Genomic DNA, 17,737 nt, shown 5'->3' with positions numbered 1-17,737 from the left:
CCTATGCTGTCGATCCCGCCATTCTAGCCGCTGCGCGCGACCGCCCCGGCGAAAATGGACGACAATGCGGAACATGGACAATCATCTTTACACCGTGGCGCAGGTACGCGCCATCGAAGAGGCGGCCTGTGCCGGCCTGCCGCCCGGAACCCTGATGCGCCGCGCCGGTGACGCGGCCGCCCGCTTCGCCCTCGAACTGCTGGGCGAGCGGCGCGACAAGCCGGTGCTGGTGCTGGCCGGCCCCGGCAACAACGGCGGCGACGCGCTCGAAGTGGCGGCCAACCTGGCCGACAGCGGCGTCGACGCCACCGTGCTGTTCCAGCCGGGCCAGCGCGAGATCTCCGACGAGGCCCAGTCGGCCCACGAGCGCGCCAGGAGCGGCACCGTCGGCTTCATCGACATGCTGCCGCCCAGCGGCGACTGGGGCCTGGTGGTGGACGGCCTGTTCGGGATCGGGCTGGCCCGTCCGATCGAGGGCGACTACCGCGAGATGGTGGAAGCGGTCAATGCGATGCGCTGCCCCGTGCTGGCCCTCGACGTGCCGAGCGGGCTGGACGCCGATACCGGCGCCGTCATCGGCCCCGGGGGCGTCGCGGTTCGCGCGACCCACACCATCACCTTCCTGGGCGACAAGTCAGGCCTGCACACCCTGGATGGGCGCGATTCAGCGGGACATGTACGGGTGGAGATGCTGGGCGTCAGCCCGGAGCTGCTGCCCCCACCTTCCGCGCGCCTCGGTACGGCCGAGCTGTTCGCGCATCGCCTGGCGGCGCGGCGCCACAACAGCCACAAGGGCAGCTTCGGCGACGTCGCCGTGCTCGGCGGCGCCCATGGCATGGCGGGCGCGCCGGTGCTGGCGGCGCGCGGCGCCCTGTATGGCGGCGCGGGCCGGGTCTTCGTCGCCATGCTGGATTCCGGCCCGGGCTACGACAGCGTCCAGCCGGAACTGATGTTCCGCACGGCCGACGGATTCGATTTCACAGGCCGCACCCTCGTCATCGGCCCCGGCATGGGCGACTCCGCGGGCGCGATGCGCCTGCTGGCCAGGGCGCTCGACAGCGACAGCCCGCTCCTGGTCGATGCCGATGCCATCAACCTGATCGGCGCGAGTCCCGACCTGCTGGCCCGCCTTGCCGGCCGCGGCGCCCCGAGCGTCTTGACGCCGCATCCGCTGGAAGCGGCACGCCTGCTCGGCCAGAGCACGGGCGTGATCCAGGCCGACCGCCTGGCGGCGGCGCGCGAGATCGCCCTGCGCACGCGGGCGACCGTGATCCTGAAGGGCTCGGGTTCCGTCATCGCGCAGCCCGACGGCGCTCTCGTGATCAATCCGACCGGGAATGCGGGGCTGGCCACGGCCGGCAGTGGCGACGTGCTCGCCGGGATTTGCGGCGCGCTGCTGGCCCAGGCTTGGCCGGCAGGGGAAGCGGCGATCGGCGCAGCCTGGATCCACGGCGCGGCGGCGGACCTGCTGGTCGCCCATGGCATCGGGCCGATCGGGATGACGGCCGGAGAGCTGCCCGCGGCGGCGCGGGCAGTGCTCAATCTGCTGGTCGCGGAAGTGTCCTAGCGTCTTACGCCAGGCGGCCGGCCGCGATCGTGATGGTGCGCCCACAGCGGGCCGCCATCGCCGGATCGTGCGTGACGAGCACCAGGGTCGAGCCGCGTTCGCGGTTCAGTTCGAACATCAGCTGGATCACGGACTCGCCGGTGGCCGCATCCAGGCTGCCGGTCGGCTCGTCCGCGAACAGCAGCGGCGGTTCGGTGACGAAGGCCCGTGCCAGCGCGACGCGCTGCTGCTCGCCGCCCGACAGGTATTTCGGATAATGCTTCAGGCGACTCGACAATCCGACCCGTCCCAGCATGGCCTCGGCCCTGGCGCGCGCGTCCGGGTCGCCGCGCAGTTCCAGCGGCAGCATCACGTTCTCGAGCGCGTTCAGGTGGGCGAGCAGCTGGAAGGACTGGAACACGAAACCGAGCTTGGCCTTGCGAAACGCCGCGCGGCCGTCCTCGTCAAGGGCGAAGATATCGGTGCCGTCGAGCACGACCTTGCCCTCGCTTGGCGTGTCGAGGCCGGCCAGCAGGCCGAGCAGGGTCGACTTGCCCGAGCCCGAAGCGCCGACGAGCGCGAGCGTCTCGGCCGCTTGCACGGTAAAATCGATGTTTTGCAGGATGGTGAGTTCGCCGCTGGCGTCCGCCACCCGCTTCGACAGGCCGCTGACGACGATTGCCGGCGGCCGGGCAGTTTCGGCTGCCGCACCATTCTTGAACACCTCGGGGTTATCGCGCATGCTTCTTCTTCGTAGTCTTAAAAAGTTGTCCGTGATTGCGTGCTTGATGCTGGCCGCGTCGGCGAGCGCCTATTCTGCACCAAAAACCGTACTCGTGGTGGGCGACAGCCTTTCGGCCGAGTACGGCATCACCCGCGGCACGGGCTGGGTCGCCCTGCTCGAGCGCAAGCTCAAGCAGGAGAAAATCCCCGCCACCATCGTCAACGCCAGCATCAGCGGCGAGACGACCATCGGCGGGCGCACCCGCATGCCCGCCCTGCTGGACCAGCACAAGCCGCACATCGTCGTCATCGAACTGGGCGCCAACGATGGCCTGCGCGGACTGCCGGTGGCCTCGGCCGAAAGCAATCTGCGCGCGATGGTGAGCATGGCCCAACAGAAGAAGGCCAAGGTCATGCTGATCGGGATGCGCATGCCGCCAAACTACGGGCGCGCCTATACCGAGAGCTTCTTCAATATGTTCAAGAAGATCGCGAACGAGACCAAGTCGCCGCTGGTACCCTTCATGCTGGAAGGCGTGGCCGACAAGCCGAGCCTGTTCCAGCAGGACCGCCTGCACCCGCTGGCCGCCGCCCATCCCATCATCCTGAACAATATCTGGCCTACTTTCTCCGGCCTCGTGAAAAAACAATGAAATACCCCGCCGTCCTCAGCTTTGCCGACATCCTCCCTGCACTGGACGCGTTCGACACCATCATCGACGCGCGCAGCGAGTCCGAGTACGCGCTCGACCGCATTCCCGGCGCCATCAACGCCCCGGTGCTGGACGACGCCCAGCGCATCCGGGTCGGCACGCTGTACAAGCAGACCGGCCCCTTCGAAGCCAAGCGCGTCGGCGCGCCCCTGGTGGCCGCCAACATCGCGCGCCACATCGAGACCCTGTGGGCGGACAAGCCGCGCGAGTGGAAGCCGCTCGTGTATTGCTGGCGCGGAGGCAACCGCAGCGGCTCGATGGCCCACATCCTGGCGAAGATCGGCTGGCCGGTGGTGCAGCTCGATGGCGGCTACAAGGCCTACCGCGCCCACGTAGCCGGCAGCCTGGAGAATCCGCCCGAGCTCGATTTCCGCGTGGTGTGCGGCACCACGGGCAGCGGCAAGAGCCGCCTGCTCGAAACCCTGGACGGCATCGGCGCCCAGGTGCTCGACCTCGAGAAGCTGGCCGCCCACCGCGGCTCCGTGCTGGGGCACCTGCCGAACGAGCCGCAGCCCACCCAGAAGTGGTTCGAGAGCCAGATCTGGGACCTGCTGCGCCGCTTCGATCCGGCCAGGCCCGTCTTCGTCGAATCCGAGAGCAAGAAGGTCGGCAACCTGCGCGTGCCGGAAGCCGTCATGGCGCGCATGCGGGCCTCGCCCTGCATCGCCCTGTCCCTTTCGCGCGAGAACCGCGTGCGCCTGCTGATGGAAGATTACGAGCACTTCTGCGCCGATCCGTCGGCCCTGAACGGGCAGCTCGACCACCTGGTCCAGCTGCATGGTCGCGACACGATCACCGCGTGGCAGGAGATGGCCAACAGCGGCGCGATGCCGGAGCTGGTGGACCAGCTCCTGGTGCAGCACTACGACCCGGCCTACCTGCGTTCGATCGACCGCAACTTCGTGCAGTACCCGAAGGCGCAGCTGCTGGAGCTGGGCGATATCTCGAAGGGCGATTTCGAAGCCGCGGCGCGCAAGTTGCACGCCGCCTGAACACCGGGGCGCGCCCTACGGACAGCGCGTCCGTCCACAAGACAAAAAGCCCGGACTGCTCACGCAGCCGGGCTTTTTTTATGCCTTGCTCGCCTACGGCGTCTTATTGCGCGTCGCTGCGCACGCCCAGTTGCGACGGCGAGACGGTGACCTTGGCCTTGGCCTTGGTCTTGAGCGCTTCGACGTAGTTGTACATCTCCGCCTGGCCCACCAGCTGGCCGATCTGCTGCGCTTCCTGGGTGCGGCGCGCGGTGTCCGGTGCCGCGGGCTGCGAGACCTTGCCGATGCGGTAGACGCCATAGCCCTGGCCCGGCACTTCCACGCCCACATAGGCCGGCAGCTTGCTCACGTCCGCTTTCAGCACGGCGAGGGCCGCGGCGGTGTTGATGGTCGGCTGCTTGGTGCGGGCGACCACGGTCGGCGCGCCGAAGCCGGTGGCGTCGCCGGATGCCTTCACGGCGGCCAGCTTCTGCTCGCCGGCGGCGCGCGCCAGACGGGCCGCTTCTTCCAGGGTCACGCGCTGGCGGATCTGGGCGTCAACTTCGGCCAGCGGACGCTTGGTGGCAGGCTTGAACTCGACCACGCGGCCCGAGATCAGCACGCTCGGCGACACCTCGATGGCTTCGGTGTTGCGCTTGTTCTTGACCGCGTCCACGCCGAAGATCGCAGCCAGGAACTTCTCGTTGTTGTACGGCGCCTGTGCCAGCGCCGGATTCGGCTTGCGGGTCAGGCCCTCGACGGTCTCGATCTTCAGGCCCAGCTTGTCGGCGACGGGCTTGAGGCTCTCCGACTGCTCGTACACCATATTGGTGAAGGTCTCGGCCATCTCCGAATACTTCTTCGACAGCTTCTGCTTCTTCAGGTCGGCCGCGATCTCGTCCTTGGCTTCGGCCAAAGGCTTTTGCTGGGCAGGCTTGAGCGAAGTCACCTTGATGACGTGGTAGCCGAATTCCGACTGCACCAGGCCGCTCACTTCACCTTCCTTGAGCGCGTAGATCGCGTCCTCGACCGGCTTGACGAAGACGCCCTTCTCGACCACGCCCAGGTCGCCGCCCTGCGCGGCCGAGCCCTGGTCCTGCGACTGTGCCTTGGCGATCTCGGCGAAGTTGGCCGGGTTCTTGCGAACCTCCGCCAGCACGCTTTCCGCCTTGGCCTTGGCAGCGGCCTGCTCGGCCGGCTTGGCGTCGCGCGCCAGGTTGATCAGGATGTGGCTCGCGGTGCGCTGTTCCGGCGTCGTGTAGACCTTGAGGTTCTTGTTGTAGTAGTCCGTGACTTCGGCATCGCTCACCTGTACCTGGCTGGCCACGGCGTCCGCGTCGAACAGGACGTACTCCGCCTTCACCTGTTCCGGGATGGTGAACAGCTGGGCGTTATTGTCATAGTAGGCCTTGACCATCTCGTCGGTCACCTTCACCTGCGGCAGGTACTGGGCGATCGGGAAGACCAGTTCCTGCACTTCGCGTTCCTGGTCGTTGATGTCCGACAGGCGGGTCGCGACCGTGCGCGGCGCGAAGGCGGTCTGCTGGATCGAACCGGCCAGCTGCTGGACGGTCAGGTCGCGGCGCAGGCGCTGGTCGTACATGCTCGGGGTCAGGCCCTGGGCGGCCAGCAGCGACTTGTACTGCTCCATGTCGAAGCTGCCGTCGGGCTTGCGCAGGCCGGGGATGTCGGCGATCTGCTTGGCGATGGCGGCGTCGCCGACGGTCATGTGACTGGCCGCGATCTCGGCGTTGATCGCGCGCTCGGCGACCAGGTTGTTCAGGATGGCCTGCTTGGCTTCCGGCGTCTCGAACATCTTCTGGTCGAACTGCGGGCCCATCATCTGGCGCGCCTGGTCGATCTGGCGGCGCTGGGCTTCTTCCCATTCCTGCTGGGTGACCTTCTGGCCGGCCACGGTTGCCACGCCGGCGGCGGCGTCACCGCGGTCCTGGTAGCTCTCGAGACCCACTAACACGAACGACGGCACGATGATCACGAGCAGCAGCCCCTGCATCACGCGCTTGTTGTTACGGACAAAATCAAACATGGTCAGCCATTCAAGGTTGAAAATGCTTTAACAGCACAGGTTAAAAAAAAAGGCGAACTCGCGTTCGCCTCTTCTCGTTTCCCGAGGCCTTTGCAGACTTCGGATCTTACTGAATTCTGGCGGAGCGGACGGGGCTCGAACCCGCGACCCCCGGCGTGACAGGCCGGTATTCTAACCAACTGAACTACCGCTCCAGAATAATGTTGTGGATGTTGGCGGAGCGGACGGGGCTCGAACCCGCGACCCCCGGCGTGACAGGCCGGTATTCTAACCAACTGAACTACCGCTCCAACAAGAATTCACTACATCGCAATACCTTTGCAGGTAGTGCTCCCTGCATGTCACTGCAGAGAAGGCATTAGTTTACAGCATCTTTCAGAGCTTTACCAGCCTTAAATTTCGGAACCTTCGCAGCCTTAATCTTGATCGGTTCCTTGGTGCGCGGATCGCGGCCCGTACGTGCGGCGCGCTCGCCCACGGTGAAGGTGCCGAAGCCGACCAGCGTGACGCTGTCGTTCTTCTTCAGGGACTCGGTCACGGCTTCGATCATCGCGTCGAGAGCACGCGTTGCCGAGGCCTTGGTGATGTCCGCGGACTTCGCGATTTCTTCGATCAGTTCTGTCTTGTTCACTTCTCAACCCTCGTGTGTTCGTTTGACGCCGCGGCGCCTACTTGCAAAAGTGCAAGCGCGTATTAAACAAGGGCAACATTGGTATGTCAAGCAACATGCGTCGAGGGTCGCGTCGGGTTGTTCGCAAGCCGCGTACCGCGCAAGAAAAACAGGCGCCCGAGGGCGCCTGTTTAGCGGAGTGTGCAGGCGGTTTAGTGCTTGACCACGTCGGTCGAGCCATCCGCCGTCGCGGCCGGAGCCACGGCAACGGTGGCCGGCACATCGCTGAGCGCTTCCGGCTGGCGCTCCAGCGCCACTTCCAGCACCTTCTCGATCCAGCGCACCGGCACGATCTCGAGCTTGTTCTTGACGTTGTCCGGGATGTCGGCCAGGTCCTTCACGTTCTGCTCGGGGATCAGGACCGTCTTGATGCCGCCGCGATGCGCCGCCAGCAGCTTCTCCTTCAGGCCGCCGATCGGCAGGACTTCGCCGCGCAGCGTGATCTCGCCCGTCATCGCCACGTCGGCGCGCACCGGGATGCCGGTGAAGGCCGAGACCAGGGCGGTGGTCATGCCGATACCTGCCGACGGACCATCCTTGGGCGTCGCGCCTTCCGGCACGTGGATGTGGATGTCGGTCTTCTCGAAGGTCTCCGCCTTGATGCCGAAGCGCTGCGCGCGCGAACGGACCACGGTGCGGGCCGCTTCGATCGATTCCTTCATCACGTCGCCCAGGGTGCCGGTGCGGATGATGGCGCCCTTGCCCGGCACGTTGACCGCTTCGATCGTGAGCAGGTCGCCGCCGACTTCGGTCCAGGCCAGGCCGACCACCTGGCCGATCTGGTTTTCCTTCTCGGCGACGCCGAAATCATAGCGGCGCACGCCCAGGAACTTGTCTAGGTTCTTGGCGTTGACCAGGATGCGCTTCTCGGCTTTCGTCAGCAGCAGCATCTTGACGACCTTGCGGCAGATCTTCGAGATCTCGCGCTCGAGCGAACGCACGCCCGCTTCACGGGTGTAGTAGCGGATGATGTCGCGGATCGCCGATTCCTCGACCTTGATCTCGCCTTCCTTCAGGCCGTTGTTCTTGATCTGCTTCGGCAGCAGGTAGCGCTGCGCGATGCTGGTCTTCTCATCCTCGGTATACCCGGACAGGCGTATCACTTCCATCCGGTCGAGCAGCGCCGGCGGGATGTTGAACGAGTTCGAGGTCGCCACGAACATCACGTCCGACAGGTCGAAGTCGACTTCGACGTAGTGGTCGCTGAAGGTATGGTTCTGCGCCGGGTCCAGCACTTCGAGCAGGGCCGACGACGGGTCGCCGCGGAAGTCCGCGCCCATCTTGTCGATCTCGTCGAGCAGGAACAAGGGATTCCTCACGCCGACCTTGGCGAGCGACTGCAGCACCTTGCCCGGCATCGAGCCGATATAGGTACGGCGGTGGCCGCGGATCTCGGCCTCGTCGCGCACGCCGCCGAGCGCCATGCGCACGTACTTGCGGTTGGTGGCGCGGGCGATCGATTCGCCCAGGGAGGTTTTACCCACGCCCGGAGGACCGACGAAGCACAGGATCGGGGCCTTCAGCTTGTCGACGCGCTGTTGCACCGCGAGGTACTCGAGGATGCGTTCCTTGATCTTGTCGAGGCCGTAGTGGTCGGCTTCCAGCACTTGCTGGGCCTTTTCCAGGTCAATGGTGACCTTGGACTTTTTCTTCCACGGCAGACCAACCAGGGTGTCGATGTAGTTGCGCACGACGGTGGCTTCGGCCGACATCGGCGACATCATCTTGAGCTTCTTGATCTCGCCCTGCGCCTTTTCCAGCGCCTCTTTCGGCATCTTGGCGGCGATCACCTTCTTCTCGAGTTCCTCGATATCGGCGCCGTCTTCGCCTTCACCCAGCTCTTTCTGGATGGCCTTGACCTGTTCGTTCAGGTAGTACTCGCGCTGCGACTTCTCCATCTGGCGCTTGACGCGGCCGCGGATGCGCTTCTCGACCTGCAGGATGTCGAGTTCGCCTTCCAGCTGGCCGAGCAGGTGCTCGAGGCGCTTGGCGACGTTGAAGATCTCCAGGATGACCTGCTTCTGCTCGAGCTTGAGCGGCAGGTGCGCGGCGACGGTGTCGGCCAGGCGGCCGGCGTCGTCGATGCCCGCCAGCGAGGCGAGGATCTCCGGCGGGATCTTCTTGTTGAGTTTGACGTACTGGTCGAACTGCTGGACGATGGCGCGGCGCATGGCCTCGACTTCGGAATCGTCGCCGATTTCCGAAGCGACCGGGGTCAGCTCGGCGGTGAAGTGGGTCGCGCCATCGGTGATGTGGTCGATGCGCGCGCGCTGGGCGCCTTCCACCAGCACCTTCACGGTGCCGTCGGGGAGCTTCAGCATTTGCAGAATATTGGCCACGCAGCCGATCTCGTAGATGTCTGCGGCGGAAGGTTCGTCCTTGGCGGCAGCCTTCTGGGCGGCCAGCATGATGCTCTTGCCCTGCTCCATCGCGGCTTCCAGGGCCTTGATGGATTTCGGACGGCCGACGAACAGAGGTATCACCATATGCGGGAACACGACCACGTCGCGCAGCGGCAGGAGGGGCAGCGTCGTTTGCTCGGTTAATTTCGAAGTTGTCATGGCGTACCTTATAAAAGCGTGTTGCTGAACTTGGGCGCTCGCAGCCTGAATCTCAAGACCGCTGCGAAAATATTTTCTTCAAGTAAAAGAATACCAATTTCTAGAAAATATAGCCGTTCCAATAAAATTCGCATTTTCAAAAGAAAAAGCCACCGCACGAGCGAACCCGCGAGTGGCTTTTCGATTGAAGCCTACGTCTTTTATTGAAGTAAATTGTACCTTCAAGAATCCGTACGGCAAGACTTTTGTTGCAAGCGTGCAGGGCTTTTTTAATTTTCCCCAGAAGCTTTTGGCGTTTCGCTGTAAATCAGCAAAGGTTTTGCGCCATTCGTGATCGTATTTTCATCAATAACGACCTTCACGACGTTTTGCTGGCTTGGCAGCTCGTACATCACGTCCAGCAGCGCGTGCTCGAGGATCGAGCGCAGGCCGCGGGCGCCGGTCTTGCGGGCCAAAGCCTTGCGCGCAATCGCGTGCAGGGCCGCAGGACGTATTTCGAGTTCGGCGCCTTCCATTTCAAGCAGCTTCGAGTATTGCTTGATCAAAGCATTCTTCGGCTCGATCAGGATCTGGATCAGCGCCTCTTCGGTCAGCTCGCTCAGGGTGGCGACGACCGGCAGACGGCCGACCAGCTCGGGGATCAGGCCGAACTTGATCAGGTCTTCCGGCTCGGCTTCCATCAGGATTTCGCTGTTGGCGCGCTCGGTCTGGCTCTTGACCGTGGCCGCGAAGCCGATGCCGCTCTTTTCCGAACGGTTCTGGATGATCTTCGCCAGGCCGTCGAATGCGCCGCCGCAGATGAACATGATGTTGGTCGTGTCGATCTGGACGAAGTCCTGGTTCGGATGCTTGCGGCCGCCCTGCGGAGGGACCGAGGCCATGGTGCCCTCGATCAGCTTCAGCAGCGCCTGCTGCACGCCCTCGCCCGAGACGTCACGGGTGATCGACGGGTTGTCGGACTTGCGCGAAATCTTGTCGATTTCATCGATGTAGACGATGCCGCGCTGGGCTTTCTCGACTTCGTAGTTGCAGCTTTGCAGCAGCTTCTGGATGATGTTCTCGACGTCTTCGCCGACATAGCCGGCTTCGGTCAGCGTGGTCGCGTCGGCGATCACGAAGGGAACGTTGAGCATGCGCGCCAGGGTCTGGGCCAGCAGGGTCTTGCCGGAACCGGTCGGGCCCACGAGCAGGATATTGCTCTTGGCCAGTTCGACGTCGTCCTTCTTGCCCAGGTGCTTGAGGCGCTTGTAATGGTTGTACACCGCCACCGACAGGATGCGCTTGGCCGTCTGCTGGCCGATCACGTACTGGTCGAGCAGTTCGGTGATTTCGTGCGGCGTCGGCAGGTCGGACTTCGCGCCCGCCACCGACTCGACGTTGGAGGTCTCGTCGCGGATGATGTCGTTGCACAAATCGATGCATTCATCGCAGATGAACACCGACGGGCCCGCGATCAGCTTCTTCACTTCGTGCTGGCTTTTTCCGCAGAAAGAGCAGTACAGAAGTTTTTCGCCGCTGGAGGATTTTTTGTCAGACATGGGGCAGGTTATCTAATAAGTTGCTTGAATATAACGCTAATACGAGCACGCAACAAGTGCGCACACGAACATGCTACCCGAAATAAAAACGAAACGCCCGAACACGTTTTGCGCCCGGGCGTTTTTTGGCAACACCTTTGACGGCGTCGCAACGCGCAGCTGGTATTGCTGCCCTTATGCGCGGTTGGTCAGTACGCGGTCGATCATGCCGTACTCGACAGCCTCTTCCGCCGACATGAAGCGGTCGCGGTCGGTGTCGCGGTGGATCTGCTCGATGCTCTGGCCGGTGTTGTCGGCCATGATGCGCGCCAGGCGCTCGCGCAGGTACAGGATTTCCTTGGCCTGGATCTCGATGTCCGAGGCCATGCCCTGGGAACCGCCGGACGGCTGGTGGATCATCACGCGCGAGTTCGGCAGCGAGAAACGCTTCCCCTTGGCGCCGGCGGCCAGCAGGAAGGCGCCCATCGAGGCGGCCAGGCCGGTGCACAGGGTGGAGACGTCCGGCTTGATGAAGTTCATCGTGTCGAAGATCGCCAGGCCCGCCGAGACCGAACCGCCCGGGGAGTTGATGTACAGCGAGATGTCCTTGTCCGGATTCTCGCTCTCCAGGAACAGCAGCTGGGCCACGATCAGGTTGGCCATCTGGTCGTTGACAGGACCGACCAGGAAGATCACGCGCTCCTTGAGGAGGCGCGAGTAGATGTCATAGGCGCGCTCGCCGCGGCCGCTCTGTTCGACCACCATCGGCACGAGGCCGAGTGCTTGGGTATCCAATGCCGGATTACGAATCATACCTGTCTCGTTCCTTGTAAAAATGGGTTAAAAAACCTAGCCTCCAGACACGTCGGGTGGACGTCATCCCGGGCAGCACCCGGCATGACGTCCACCCGACGATAAACCGAAACCCATACGGGTCGGGCTATTTTTAACCCTGTGGGTTGCCACCCATCAGTTCATCGAAAGCGATGGTCTTGGTGCTGACCTTCGCCTTGCCGAGGACATAGTTAACGACGTTTTCTTCCAATACAAGAGCTTCCACTTCGGCCAGGCGGCGACGGTCGCTGTAATAGTACTTCAGGACTTCTTTCGGGTCTTCGTAGCTCTGCGAGAAGTCTTCGATCTGGGCTTTCACCTGCTCCTGGGTGGCTTCCAGCTTGTTGTCGGCCACCAGCTGCGACAGGATCAGGCCCAGGCGCACGCGGCGCTCGGCCTTGTCGGCGAACATCTCGGCCGGGAACGGCATCGACTTGACATCCATGCCACGCTGCATCATGTCCTGGCGGGTCATCTCGGCCAGGCGCTCCGAATCCTGCTGGATCATTGCCTTCGGCACTTCCAACTCGGTCGACTTGACCAGGGCGTCCATCACGGCGTCCTTGTTGCGGGCCTTGATGCGGGCGTTGACTTCACGCTCCAGGTTGGTCTTGATGTCGGCGCGCATCTTTTCGATGGAGCCGTCTTCGATGCCCAGCGACTTGGCGAACTCGGCGTCGACTTCCGGCATGTGGGCCCACTCGAGGTTCTTCAGGGTGATGGTGAACTCGGCGGTCTTGCCGGCCACATCCTTACCATGGTAGTCCTCGGGGAAAGGCAGCGGGAAGGTCTTGCTCTCGCCGACTTTCAGGCCGACGGTCGCGGCTTCGAATTCCGGCAGCATGCGGCCTTCGCCCAGCACGAAGGGGTAGTTTTCGGCCTTGCCGCCAGCGAATTCCTCGCCGTCGATCTTGCCGACGAAGTCGACGGTCACGCGGTCGCCGTTGGCAGCCACGGCTTCGCCACCGGTGCCGTGCTCGCCTGCCTCACCCTTGGTGTGGTAGTGCACGCGCTGCTTGCGCAGGATGTCGATGGTCTTGTCGATCTCGGCGTCCGACACGTCGGCCGACACGGTTTCGATTTCCACATTGGCCAGGTCGCCGATCACGACGTCCGGGTAGACTTCGAAGGTCGCGTCAAACGCCAGGGTGCCTTCCGGCGCATCCTGCTTCGGCTCGATTTTCGGGAAGCCGGCAACGCGCAGCTGGTTCTCGTTGGCTGCGGCGTTGAACGCGCGGCCGACCTTGTCGTTCAGCACATCCGATTCGATCTGGTAGCCGTATTGGGCCGCGACCATCTTGAGCGGCACCTTGCCCGGACGGAAGCCCGGAGCCTTTGCCGTCTTGGCCTGCTGCTTGAGGCGCTTTTCGACCTCCGTACGGACGTCAGCTACCGGAAAAGAGATCGTCAAGCGACGCTCGAGTTTACCCAGGGTTTCGACTGCAGTTGCCATTATAAAAATCGTCCAAAAAAATAATTATTCGTGGTGCGAGGAGGGGGACTCGAACCCCCACACCATTGCTGGCGTCAGGACCTAAACCTGGTGCGTCTACCAATTTCGCCATCCTCGCGCAGGATTGCATTTTCTGCCACAAAAACAAAGGGCGCCCGACAGTGAAACCGGCCGCCCTGCACTCCTCTGTTTAGGGGCTACAACTTCAAACGAATATTTTACTGGATTTTCTGTCACTATTGGGCGTTTTTTGCTAGGCGTGCCGGACCTCGAGCTCATCCATATAGATGAGAAGAGGCTTATCCATATGCATGATCTGGCTGGACGCGTGGGCGCGCGAGCGCCCACGCCTTCCAACCACCGGTCCAATCACGCGACCTTGGCGCCCACCGGTTTCTTTACCCGGAACCAGGCCGCATACAAGGCCGGCAGGAACAGCAGGGTCAGAGCGGTCGCCACCAGCAGGCCGCCCATGATGGCCACCGCCATCGGCCCCCAGAACACGGACCGCGACAGCGGAATCATGGCCAGCGCCGCCGCTGCGGCCGTCAGCAGGATCGGACGGCAGCGGCGCACCGCCGCCTCCACGATCGCGTCCCAGGCTTCGGCGCCGGCGGCGATGTCCTGCTCGATCTGGTCCACCAGGATCACCGAGTTGCGGATGATCATGCCGAACAGGGCGATCACGCCCAGGTTGGCGACGAAGCCGAAGGGGCGGTCGAACACCAGCAGGGCCATGGCGGCGCCGGCGATGCCCAGCGGCCCCGTGAGGAAGACCAGCAATGCGCGCGAGAAGCTGTGCAGCTGCAGCATCAGGAGCGTGAACACGATGAACAGCACCAGCGGCACGTTCGCCATGATCGAGGCTTCCGCGTCCGAGCTGTCGGCCGCGGCGCCCTCCACTTTCACGCGGTAGCCGGCCGGCAGTTTGGAACGGATGTCGGCCAGCTTTTCGTCGACCTGGGCCGTGACGGTCGGCCCTTGGATGCCGGCGACGACGTCGGACTGGACCATGATCGCCCACTCGCGCCCCTCGCGCCAGACCACGCCCGGCTCCCACACGAACTGCACCCTCGCCACCTGCCCGATCGGCACGGCGCCGCCACCGGCCGTCGGTACGAGTGCTTCCGACAGGCGGGTGATGGTCGAGCGCTCCTCGACCGGCTGGCGCACCACGATGTCGATCAGGCGGTTGGTTTCGCGGAACTGGCCCACCGGGGTGCCGGTGAGGGTCGTGTTCACCACGCGGCGCACGGCCTGCGAGGTCACGCCCAGCGCGCGCAGCTTGTCCTGGTCGAGGTCCAGGCGCAGCACCTTGACCGCCTCGTTCCAGTTGTCGTTCACGCCGACCGTGTTCTGGTTGGCGCGCATGACGTCCTTGACCTGGTCGGCGACCTTGCGCACGATGCCGATGTCCGGACCCAGCACCTGGAACTGCACCGGGTAGGCCACCGGCGGACCGTTCGGCAGCAGCTTCACCCGGCCGCGCACCTCGGGAAAATCGTTGCGGAAGGCGTCCTCGATGGTCAAGCGCAGCCTGTCGCGCGCCTCGGCATCGACGGGCAGCACGACCAGCTGCGAGACGTTCGACTGCGGGAAGATCTGGTCCAGCGGCAGGTAGAAACGCGGGCTGCCGGTGCCGACATAGCTCGTCACGCTCTGCACGCCCTGCTGCTTCGCAAGGAAGGCCTCGAAACGCTTCACGGTCGCCTCGTTGGCGGTGAAACTGGTGCCTTCGGGCGACCACATCTCGACCATCAGCTCGGGACGGCTGGAATCGGGGAAGAACTGCTTCTCGATGAAGTTGAAGCCGAACACGCCCAGTGCGAACACGCCCAGGCTGAGCGCAATGGTGGTCTTGCGCCACTCCACGCAGCGGTTGACCAGGCGGCGGAAGCGCTCGTAGGCCGGGCTGTCGAACACGTCGTGCGAGGATTCGCCCTGGCCGTGCGGTTTCACCTTCAGCAGGATGTAGCCGATATAGGGCGTGAACACCACCGCCGCCACCCAGGAAATCAGGAGGGCGAGCGCGTTCACCGAGAACATCGTGAAGGTGTATTCCCCCGCCGCCGACTTGGCCAGGCCGATCGGCAGGAAGCCGGCCGCCGTGATCAGGGTCCCCGTCAGCATCGGGATCGCGGTGGAGGTGTAGGCGAACGTGGCGGCCTCGAAGCGCGACATCCCCTCCTCCATCTTCCTCACCATCATCTCGACCGCGATGATGGCGTCGTCCACCAGCAGGCCCAGCGCGATGATCAGGGCGCCCAGCGAGATCTTGTGCAGCGAGATGTCGAAGACGCGCATGAAGAGGAAGGTAATCGCCAGCACCAGGGGAATGGTCAGGGCCACCACGAGGCCCGGCCGCACGTCGATGCGCAGCTTGGGTTTGGTGTGCAGGCCCAGCGAAATGAAGGACACCGCCAGCACGATGATGACCGCCTCGGCCAGCACCTTGATGAACTCGTTGACCGAGGCGGTCACCGCCTGCGGCTGGTTGGCCACCCTTTCGAGCTCGATGCCGACCGGCAGCTGGGCGCGGACCGACCGTACCGTCGCATCCAGCCCCTCGCCCAGCTTGATGATGTTCCCGCCCTTCTCCATCGACACGCCCAGGCCGATGACTTCCTTGCCGTTGTAGCGCATCTTGTCCTGCGGCGGATCCTGGTAGCCTCGCTTGACGACGGCGAAGTCACCCAGGCGGAAGGTCGTGTTCCCGGCGCGCAGCTGGAGGTTTTCCAGCAGTTCGGTCGTCTTCAAGGCGCCCGTGACCCGCACCTGCAGGTTGTCCGTCGGCGTGACCAGCACGCCGCTGGCCTCGACCCCGTTCTGGGTCGCGATCTGGTTGACGATCTGCTCGAAGGGCACGCCCAGCTGGGCGAATTTCTTACTCGAGAATTCGATGTAGACCTTCTCCTGCTGCACGCCGAACTGCTCCACTTTCGAGACCAGCGGCACTTTCAGCAGCTGCTGGCGCACGAAGTCGGCGTAGTCGCGCATCTCGGCCTGGGTGAAGCCGTCGCCGGACAGGGCGAAGATCGAACCGTAGGTGTCGCCGAATTCGTCGTTGAAGAAGGGTCCCACCACACCCTGCGGGAGCGTGCCGGCCATGTCGCCGATCTTCTTGCGCACCTGGTACCAGGTCGGCCCCGTTTCGGCGGGCGGCGTCGATTCGCGCAGCTCGAGGATGATGGTGGTCTCGCCCGGCTTGGAGAAGCTGCGGATCTTGTCGATATACGGCGTCTCCTGGAGCTTGCGCTCGAGCGGGTCGGTCACCTGCTCGGCCATCTGCACGGCGGTGGCGCCCGGCCACACGGCCTTCACCACCATCGCGCGGAAGGTGAAGGGCGGGTCCTCGTCCTGGCCCAGCTGCTGGTAGCTGAGAATGCCGCCGATCAGGAGGGCCGCGATCAGGTAGCGCGTGAGCGGGATGTGTTCCAGCGCCCAGCGCGACAGGTTGAAGCCCTTGATCATTTAGCGTCCCCTTGCGCGCCAGCGCCCACTGCGGCGGCTTCGGTGTCGCCGCGGCGCGAGACGTCGGCCGTCAGGATCCTGACCTTCTGGCCGGGCTTGAGCAGGTGCACGCCGGCCGTCACCACGGTCTGTCCCGGCTGCACGCCGCCCGCCAGCAGGATGTCGTTGCCGGCCTGGCCCGCCACCTGCACGCGGCGCAGCTGCACCGCCCCGTTCTCGACGACCCAGACGCTGGTCGCGCCCTTGTCCTGCACCAGGGCGCTGAGAGGCACGCGCAGGCGCGAGGCATCGCCCGTGCCGCCTGCGGCCATGTCGACGGTGGCCGTCATCCCAAGGCGCACCTCGGGATTGGCGGGAATCGAGACTTTCACCGTATACGTGCGGGTGGCCGGGTCGGCCACCGGCGAGACTTCGCGGATCTTGCCGGGGATGGCTTCGTCGCGATTGGCCCACAGGCGCACCTTGACGTCGCTGGCCTTGCGCAGCTGCTCGACGCGGTCTTCCGGGATGCCGATCACCACTTCCTTCTCGTCCGTGCGCGCCACGCGCACCACCGGCGCGCCGGCCGCGACGACCTGGCCGACTTCGGCGTCGACCGCCGTCACCACGCCATTCGTGTCGGACTCCAGGTTGGCGTAGCCGGCCTGGTTCGACTGGCCGCGGAAGCCCGCGCGCGCCGCGTCCACGTTCGCCTGGGCCGCGCGCAGGGCCGCCTGCTTGGCATCCAGCACCGCCTGGCTGACGAAGTTCTGGGCGCGCAGGTTCTGGTGCCGCTTGTAGTCGGCCTGGGCCAGGTCGCGCTCGGTCTCGGCGGCGCGCAGGGTGGCCCTGGCCTGGGCCTCGGCCAGGCGCAGGTCCTGCGGGTCGAGGCGCATCAGGACCTGGCCGTCCTTGACGTTCGCGCCCACGTCGACCTTGCGCTCGACGATCTTGCCGCCGACCCGGAAGCCCAGGCGCGACTCGTAGCGCGGACGCACGTCGCCCGAGAACTCGACGCGCTCGGCGCCGTCGCCGGCGGCGAGCTTGACGACGCGGACCGGGCGGATGTCTTCGACCTTGGCCTCTTCCTTGCCGCAGCCTGCCAGCAGCAGGAGCAGGAGGGGCGCGGCGCAGGCGGCGCGGACGAGGCAGGGGGAATGGCGGGAAGCGGAATGCGGGAGAGCGGACACGGGGAATCCTTTGCTGGTGGATTTGCTGCGCTAGGGCATTTGTAATTGAGCAATTATAATCA

12 protein-coding genes and 3 tRNA genes are annotated in these 17,737 nt (G+C 64.5%); 3 read left to right on the top strand and 12 right to left on the bottom strand.

Annotation, left to right across the window (positions count from 1 at the left end; genetic code table 11):
* Positions 1 to 73: 73 nt before the first annotated feature.
* Positions 74 to 1,567 carry an NAD(P)H-hydrate dehydratase gene (locus NX780_RS19540; protein ID WP_258829550.1) on the top strand — a complete coding sequence of 498 codons (1,494 nt, stop codon included), beginning with the start codon at positions 74 to 76 and terminating at the stop codon, positions 1,565 to 1,567.
* 4 nt (positions 1,568 to 1,571) lie between these two features.
* On the opposite strand, the gene NX780_RS19535 is transcribed toward NX780_RS19540, so the two are convergent.
* Positions 1,572 to 2,288, bottom strand: a complete 717-nt coding sequence (locus NX780_RS19535; protein WP_258829549.1) for an ABC transporter ATP-binding protein — start codon at positions 2,286 to 2,288, stop codon at positions 1,572 to 1,574.
* On the opposite strand from NX780_RS19535, the gene NX780_RS19530 reads away from it, so the two are divergent.
* Complete coding sequence (locus tag NX780_RS19530) at positions 2,287 to 2,922, top strand: arylesterase (RefSeq protein WP_258829548.1); 636 nt, start codon at positions 2,287 to 2,289, stop codon at positions 2,920 to 2,922. The genes NX780_RS19535 and NX780_RS19530 overlap by 2 nt on opposite strands.
* A complete protein-coding gene (gene mnmH / locus NX780_RS19525; RefSeq protein WP_258829547.1) occupies positions 2,919 to 3,974 on the top strand; it encodes a tRNA 2-selenouridine(34) synthase MnmH in 1,056 nt (351 codons plus the stop codon). The genes NX780_RS19530 and mnmH overlap by 4 nt, the downstream gene beginning before the upstream one ends.
* Before the next feature lie 103 nt (positions 3,975 to 4,077).
* On the opposite strand, the gene NX780_RS19520 is transcribed toward mnmH, so the two are convergent.
* From NX780_RS19520 to NX780_RS19470, 11 genes are all read right to left on the bottom strand, one after another.
* Positions 4,078 to 6,000, bottom strand: a complete 1,923-nt coding sequence (locus NX780_RS19520) for a SurA N-terminal domain-containing protein (protein ID WP_258829546.1) — start codon at positions 5,998 to 6,000, stop codon at positions 4,078 to 4,080.
* A gap of 117 nt (positions 6,001 to 6,117) precedes the next feature.
* Positions 6,118 to 6,194: transfer RNA gene (locus NX780_RS19515), tRNA-Asp, on the bottom strand.
* Positions 6,195 to 6,213: 19 nt separating this feature from the next.
* Positions 6,214 to 6,290, bottom strand: a tRNA-Asp gene (locus tag NX780_RS19510).
* Between the two features lie 68 nt (positions 6,291 to 6,358).
* Positions 6,359 to 6,631 (bottom strand): non-specific DNA-binding protein Hbs, encoded by a 273-nt coding sequence (hbs, locus tag NX780_RS19505; protein WP_005671138.1) that lies wholly within the window; start codon positions 6,629 to 6,631, stop codon positions 6,359 to 6,361.
* A gap of 191 nt (positions 6,632 to 6,822) precedes the next feature.
* Positions 6,823 to 9,231, bottom strand: coding sequence for an endopeptidase La (gene lon / locus NX780_RS19500; RefSeq protein ID WP_258829545.1), 2,409 nt, complete (start codon positions 9,229 to 9,231; stop codon positions 6,823 to 6,825).
* Between the two features lie 269 nt (positions 9,232 to 9,500).
* Positions 9,501 to 10,769: an ATP-dependent Clp protease ATP-binding subunit ClpX gene (clpX, locus tag NX780_RS19495; RefSeq protein ID WP_227803045.1), complete on the bottom strand. Its 1,269-nt coding sequence runs from the start codon at positions 10,767 to 10,769 to the stop codon at positions 9,501 to 9,503.
* Between the two features lie 174 nt (positions 10,770 to 10,943).
* Positions 10,944 to 11,561 (bottom strand): ATP-dependent Clp endopeptidase proteolytic subunit ClpP, encoded by a 618-nt coding sequence (gene clpP / locus NX780_RS19490; RefSeq protein WP_159696901.1) that lies wholly within the window; start codon positions 11,559 to 11,561, stop codon positions 10,944 to 10,946.
* A 133-nt stretch (positions 11,562 to 11,694) separates the two neighbouring features.
* A complete protein-coding gene (gene tig / locus NX780_RS19485; protein ID WP_258829544.1) occupies positions 11,695 to 13,035 on the bottom strand; it encodes a trigger factor in 1,341 nt (446 codons plus the stop codon).
* A gap of 31 nt (positions 13,036 to 13,066) precedes the next feature.
* Positions 13,067 to 13,153: transfer RNA gene (locus NX780_RS19480), tRNA-Leu, on the bottom strand.
* A gap of 251 nt (positions 13,154 to 13,404) precedes the next feature.
* Positions 13,405 to 16,506 carry an efflux RND transporter permease subunit gene (locus NX780_RS19475; protein ID WP_258829543.1) on the bottom strand — a complete coding sequence of 1,034 codons (3,102 nt, stop codon included), beginning with the start codon at positions 16,504 to 16,506 and terminating at the stop codon, positions 13,405 to 13,407.
* On the bottom strand, positions 16,503 to 17,675 hold the full coding sequence (locus NX780_RS19470) for an efflux RND transporter periplasmic adaptor subunit (protein ID WP_258829542.1): 1,173 nt from the start codon (positions 17,673 to 17,675) through the stop codon (positions 16,503 to 16,505). The genes NX780_RS19475 and NX780_RS19470 overlap by 4 nt, the downstream gene beginning before the upstream one ends.
* Positions 17,676 to 17,737 lie beyond the last annotated feature (62 nt).

Source organism: Massilia agri, assembly GCF_024753255.1.
Taxonomy (GTDB): domain Bacteria; phylum Pseudomonadota; class Gammaproteobacteria; order Burkholderiales; family Burkholderiaceae_D; genus Telluria; species Telluria agri.
Note: the sequence above shows the minus strand (reverse complement) of the source record. Positions and strands in the feature narration are given on the sequence as shown.

Bases quoted from the DNA above. Each gene is read 5' to 3' on its own strand.
- NX780_RS19540 (WP_258829550.1), top strand. From the start codon at position 74: ATGGACAATCATCTTTACACCGTGGCGCAGGTACGCGCCATCGAAGAG.
- NX780_RS19530 (WP_258829548.1), top strand. From the start codon at position 2,287: ATGCTTCTTCTTCGTAGTCTTAAAAAGTTGTCCGTGATTGCGTGCTTG.
- NX780_RS19535 (WP_258829549.1), bottom strand. From the start codon at position 2,288: ATGCGCGATAACCCCGAGGTGTTCAAGAATGGTGCGGCAGCCGAAACT.
- mnmH (WP_258829547.1), top strand. From the start codon at position 2,919: ATGAAATACCCCGCCGTCCTCAGCTTTGCCGACATCCTCCCTGCACTG.
- NX780_RS19520 (WP_258829546.1), bottom strand. From the start codon at position 6,000: ATGTTTGATTTTGTCCGTAACAACAAGCGCGTGATGCAGGGGCTGCTG.
- lon (WP_258829545.1), bottom strand. From the start codon at position 9,231: ATGACAACTTCGAAATTAACCGAGCAAACGACGCTGCCCCTCCTGCCG.
- clpX (WP_227803045.1), bottom strand. From the start codon at position 10,769: ATGTCTGACAAAAAATCCTCCAGCGGCGAAAAACTTCTGTACTGCTCT.
- clpP (WP_159696901.1), bottom strand. From the start codon at position 11,561: ATGATTCGTAATCCGGCATTGGATACCCAAGCACTCGGCCTCGTGCCG.
- tig (WP_258829544.1), bottom strand. From the start codon at position 13,035: ATGGCAACTGCAGTCGAAACCCTGGGTAAACTCGAGCGTCGCTTGACG.
- NX780_RS19475 (WP_258829543.1), bottom strand. From the start codon at position 16,506: ATGATCAAGGGCTTCAACCTGTCGCGCTGGGCGCTGGAACACATCCCG.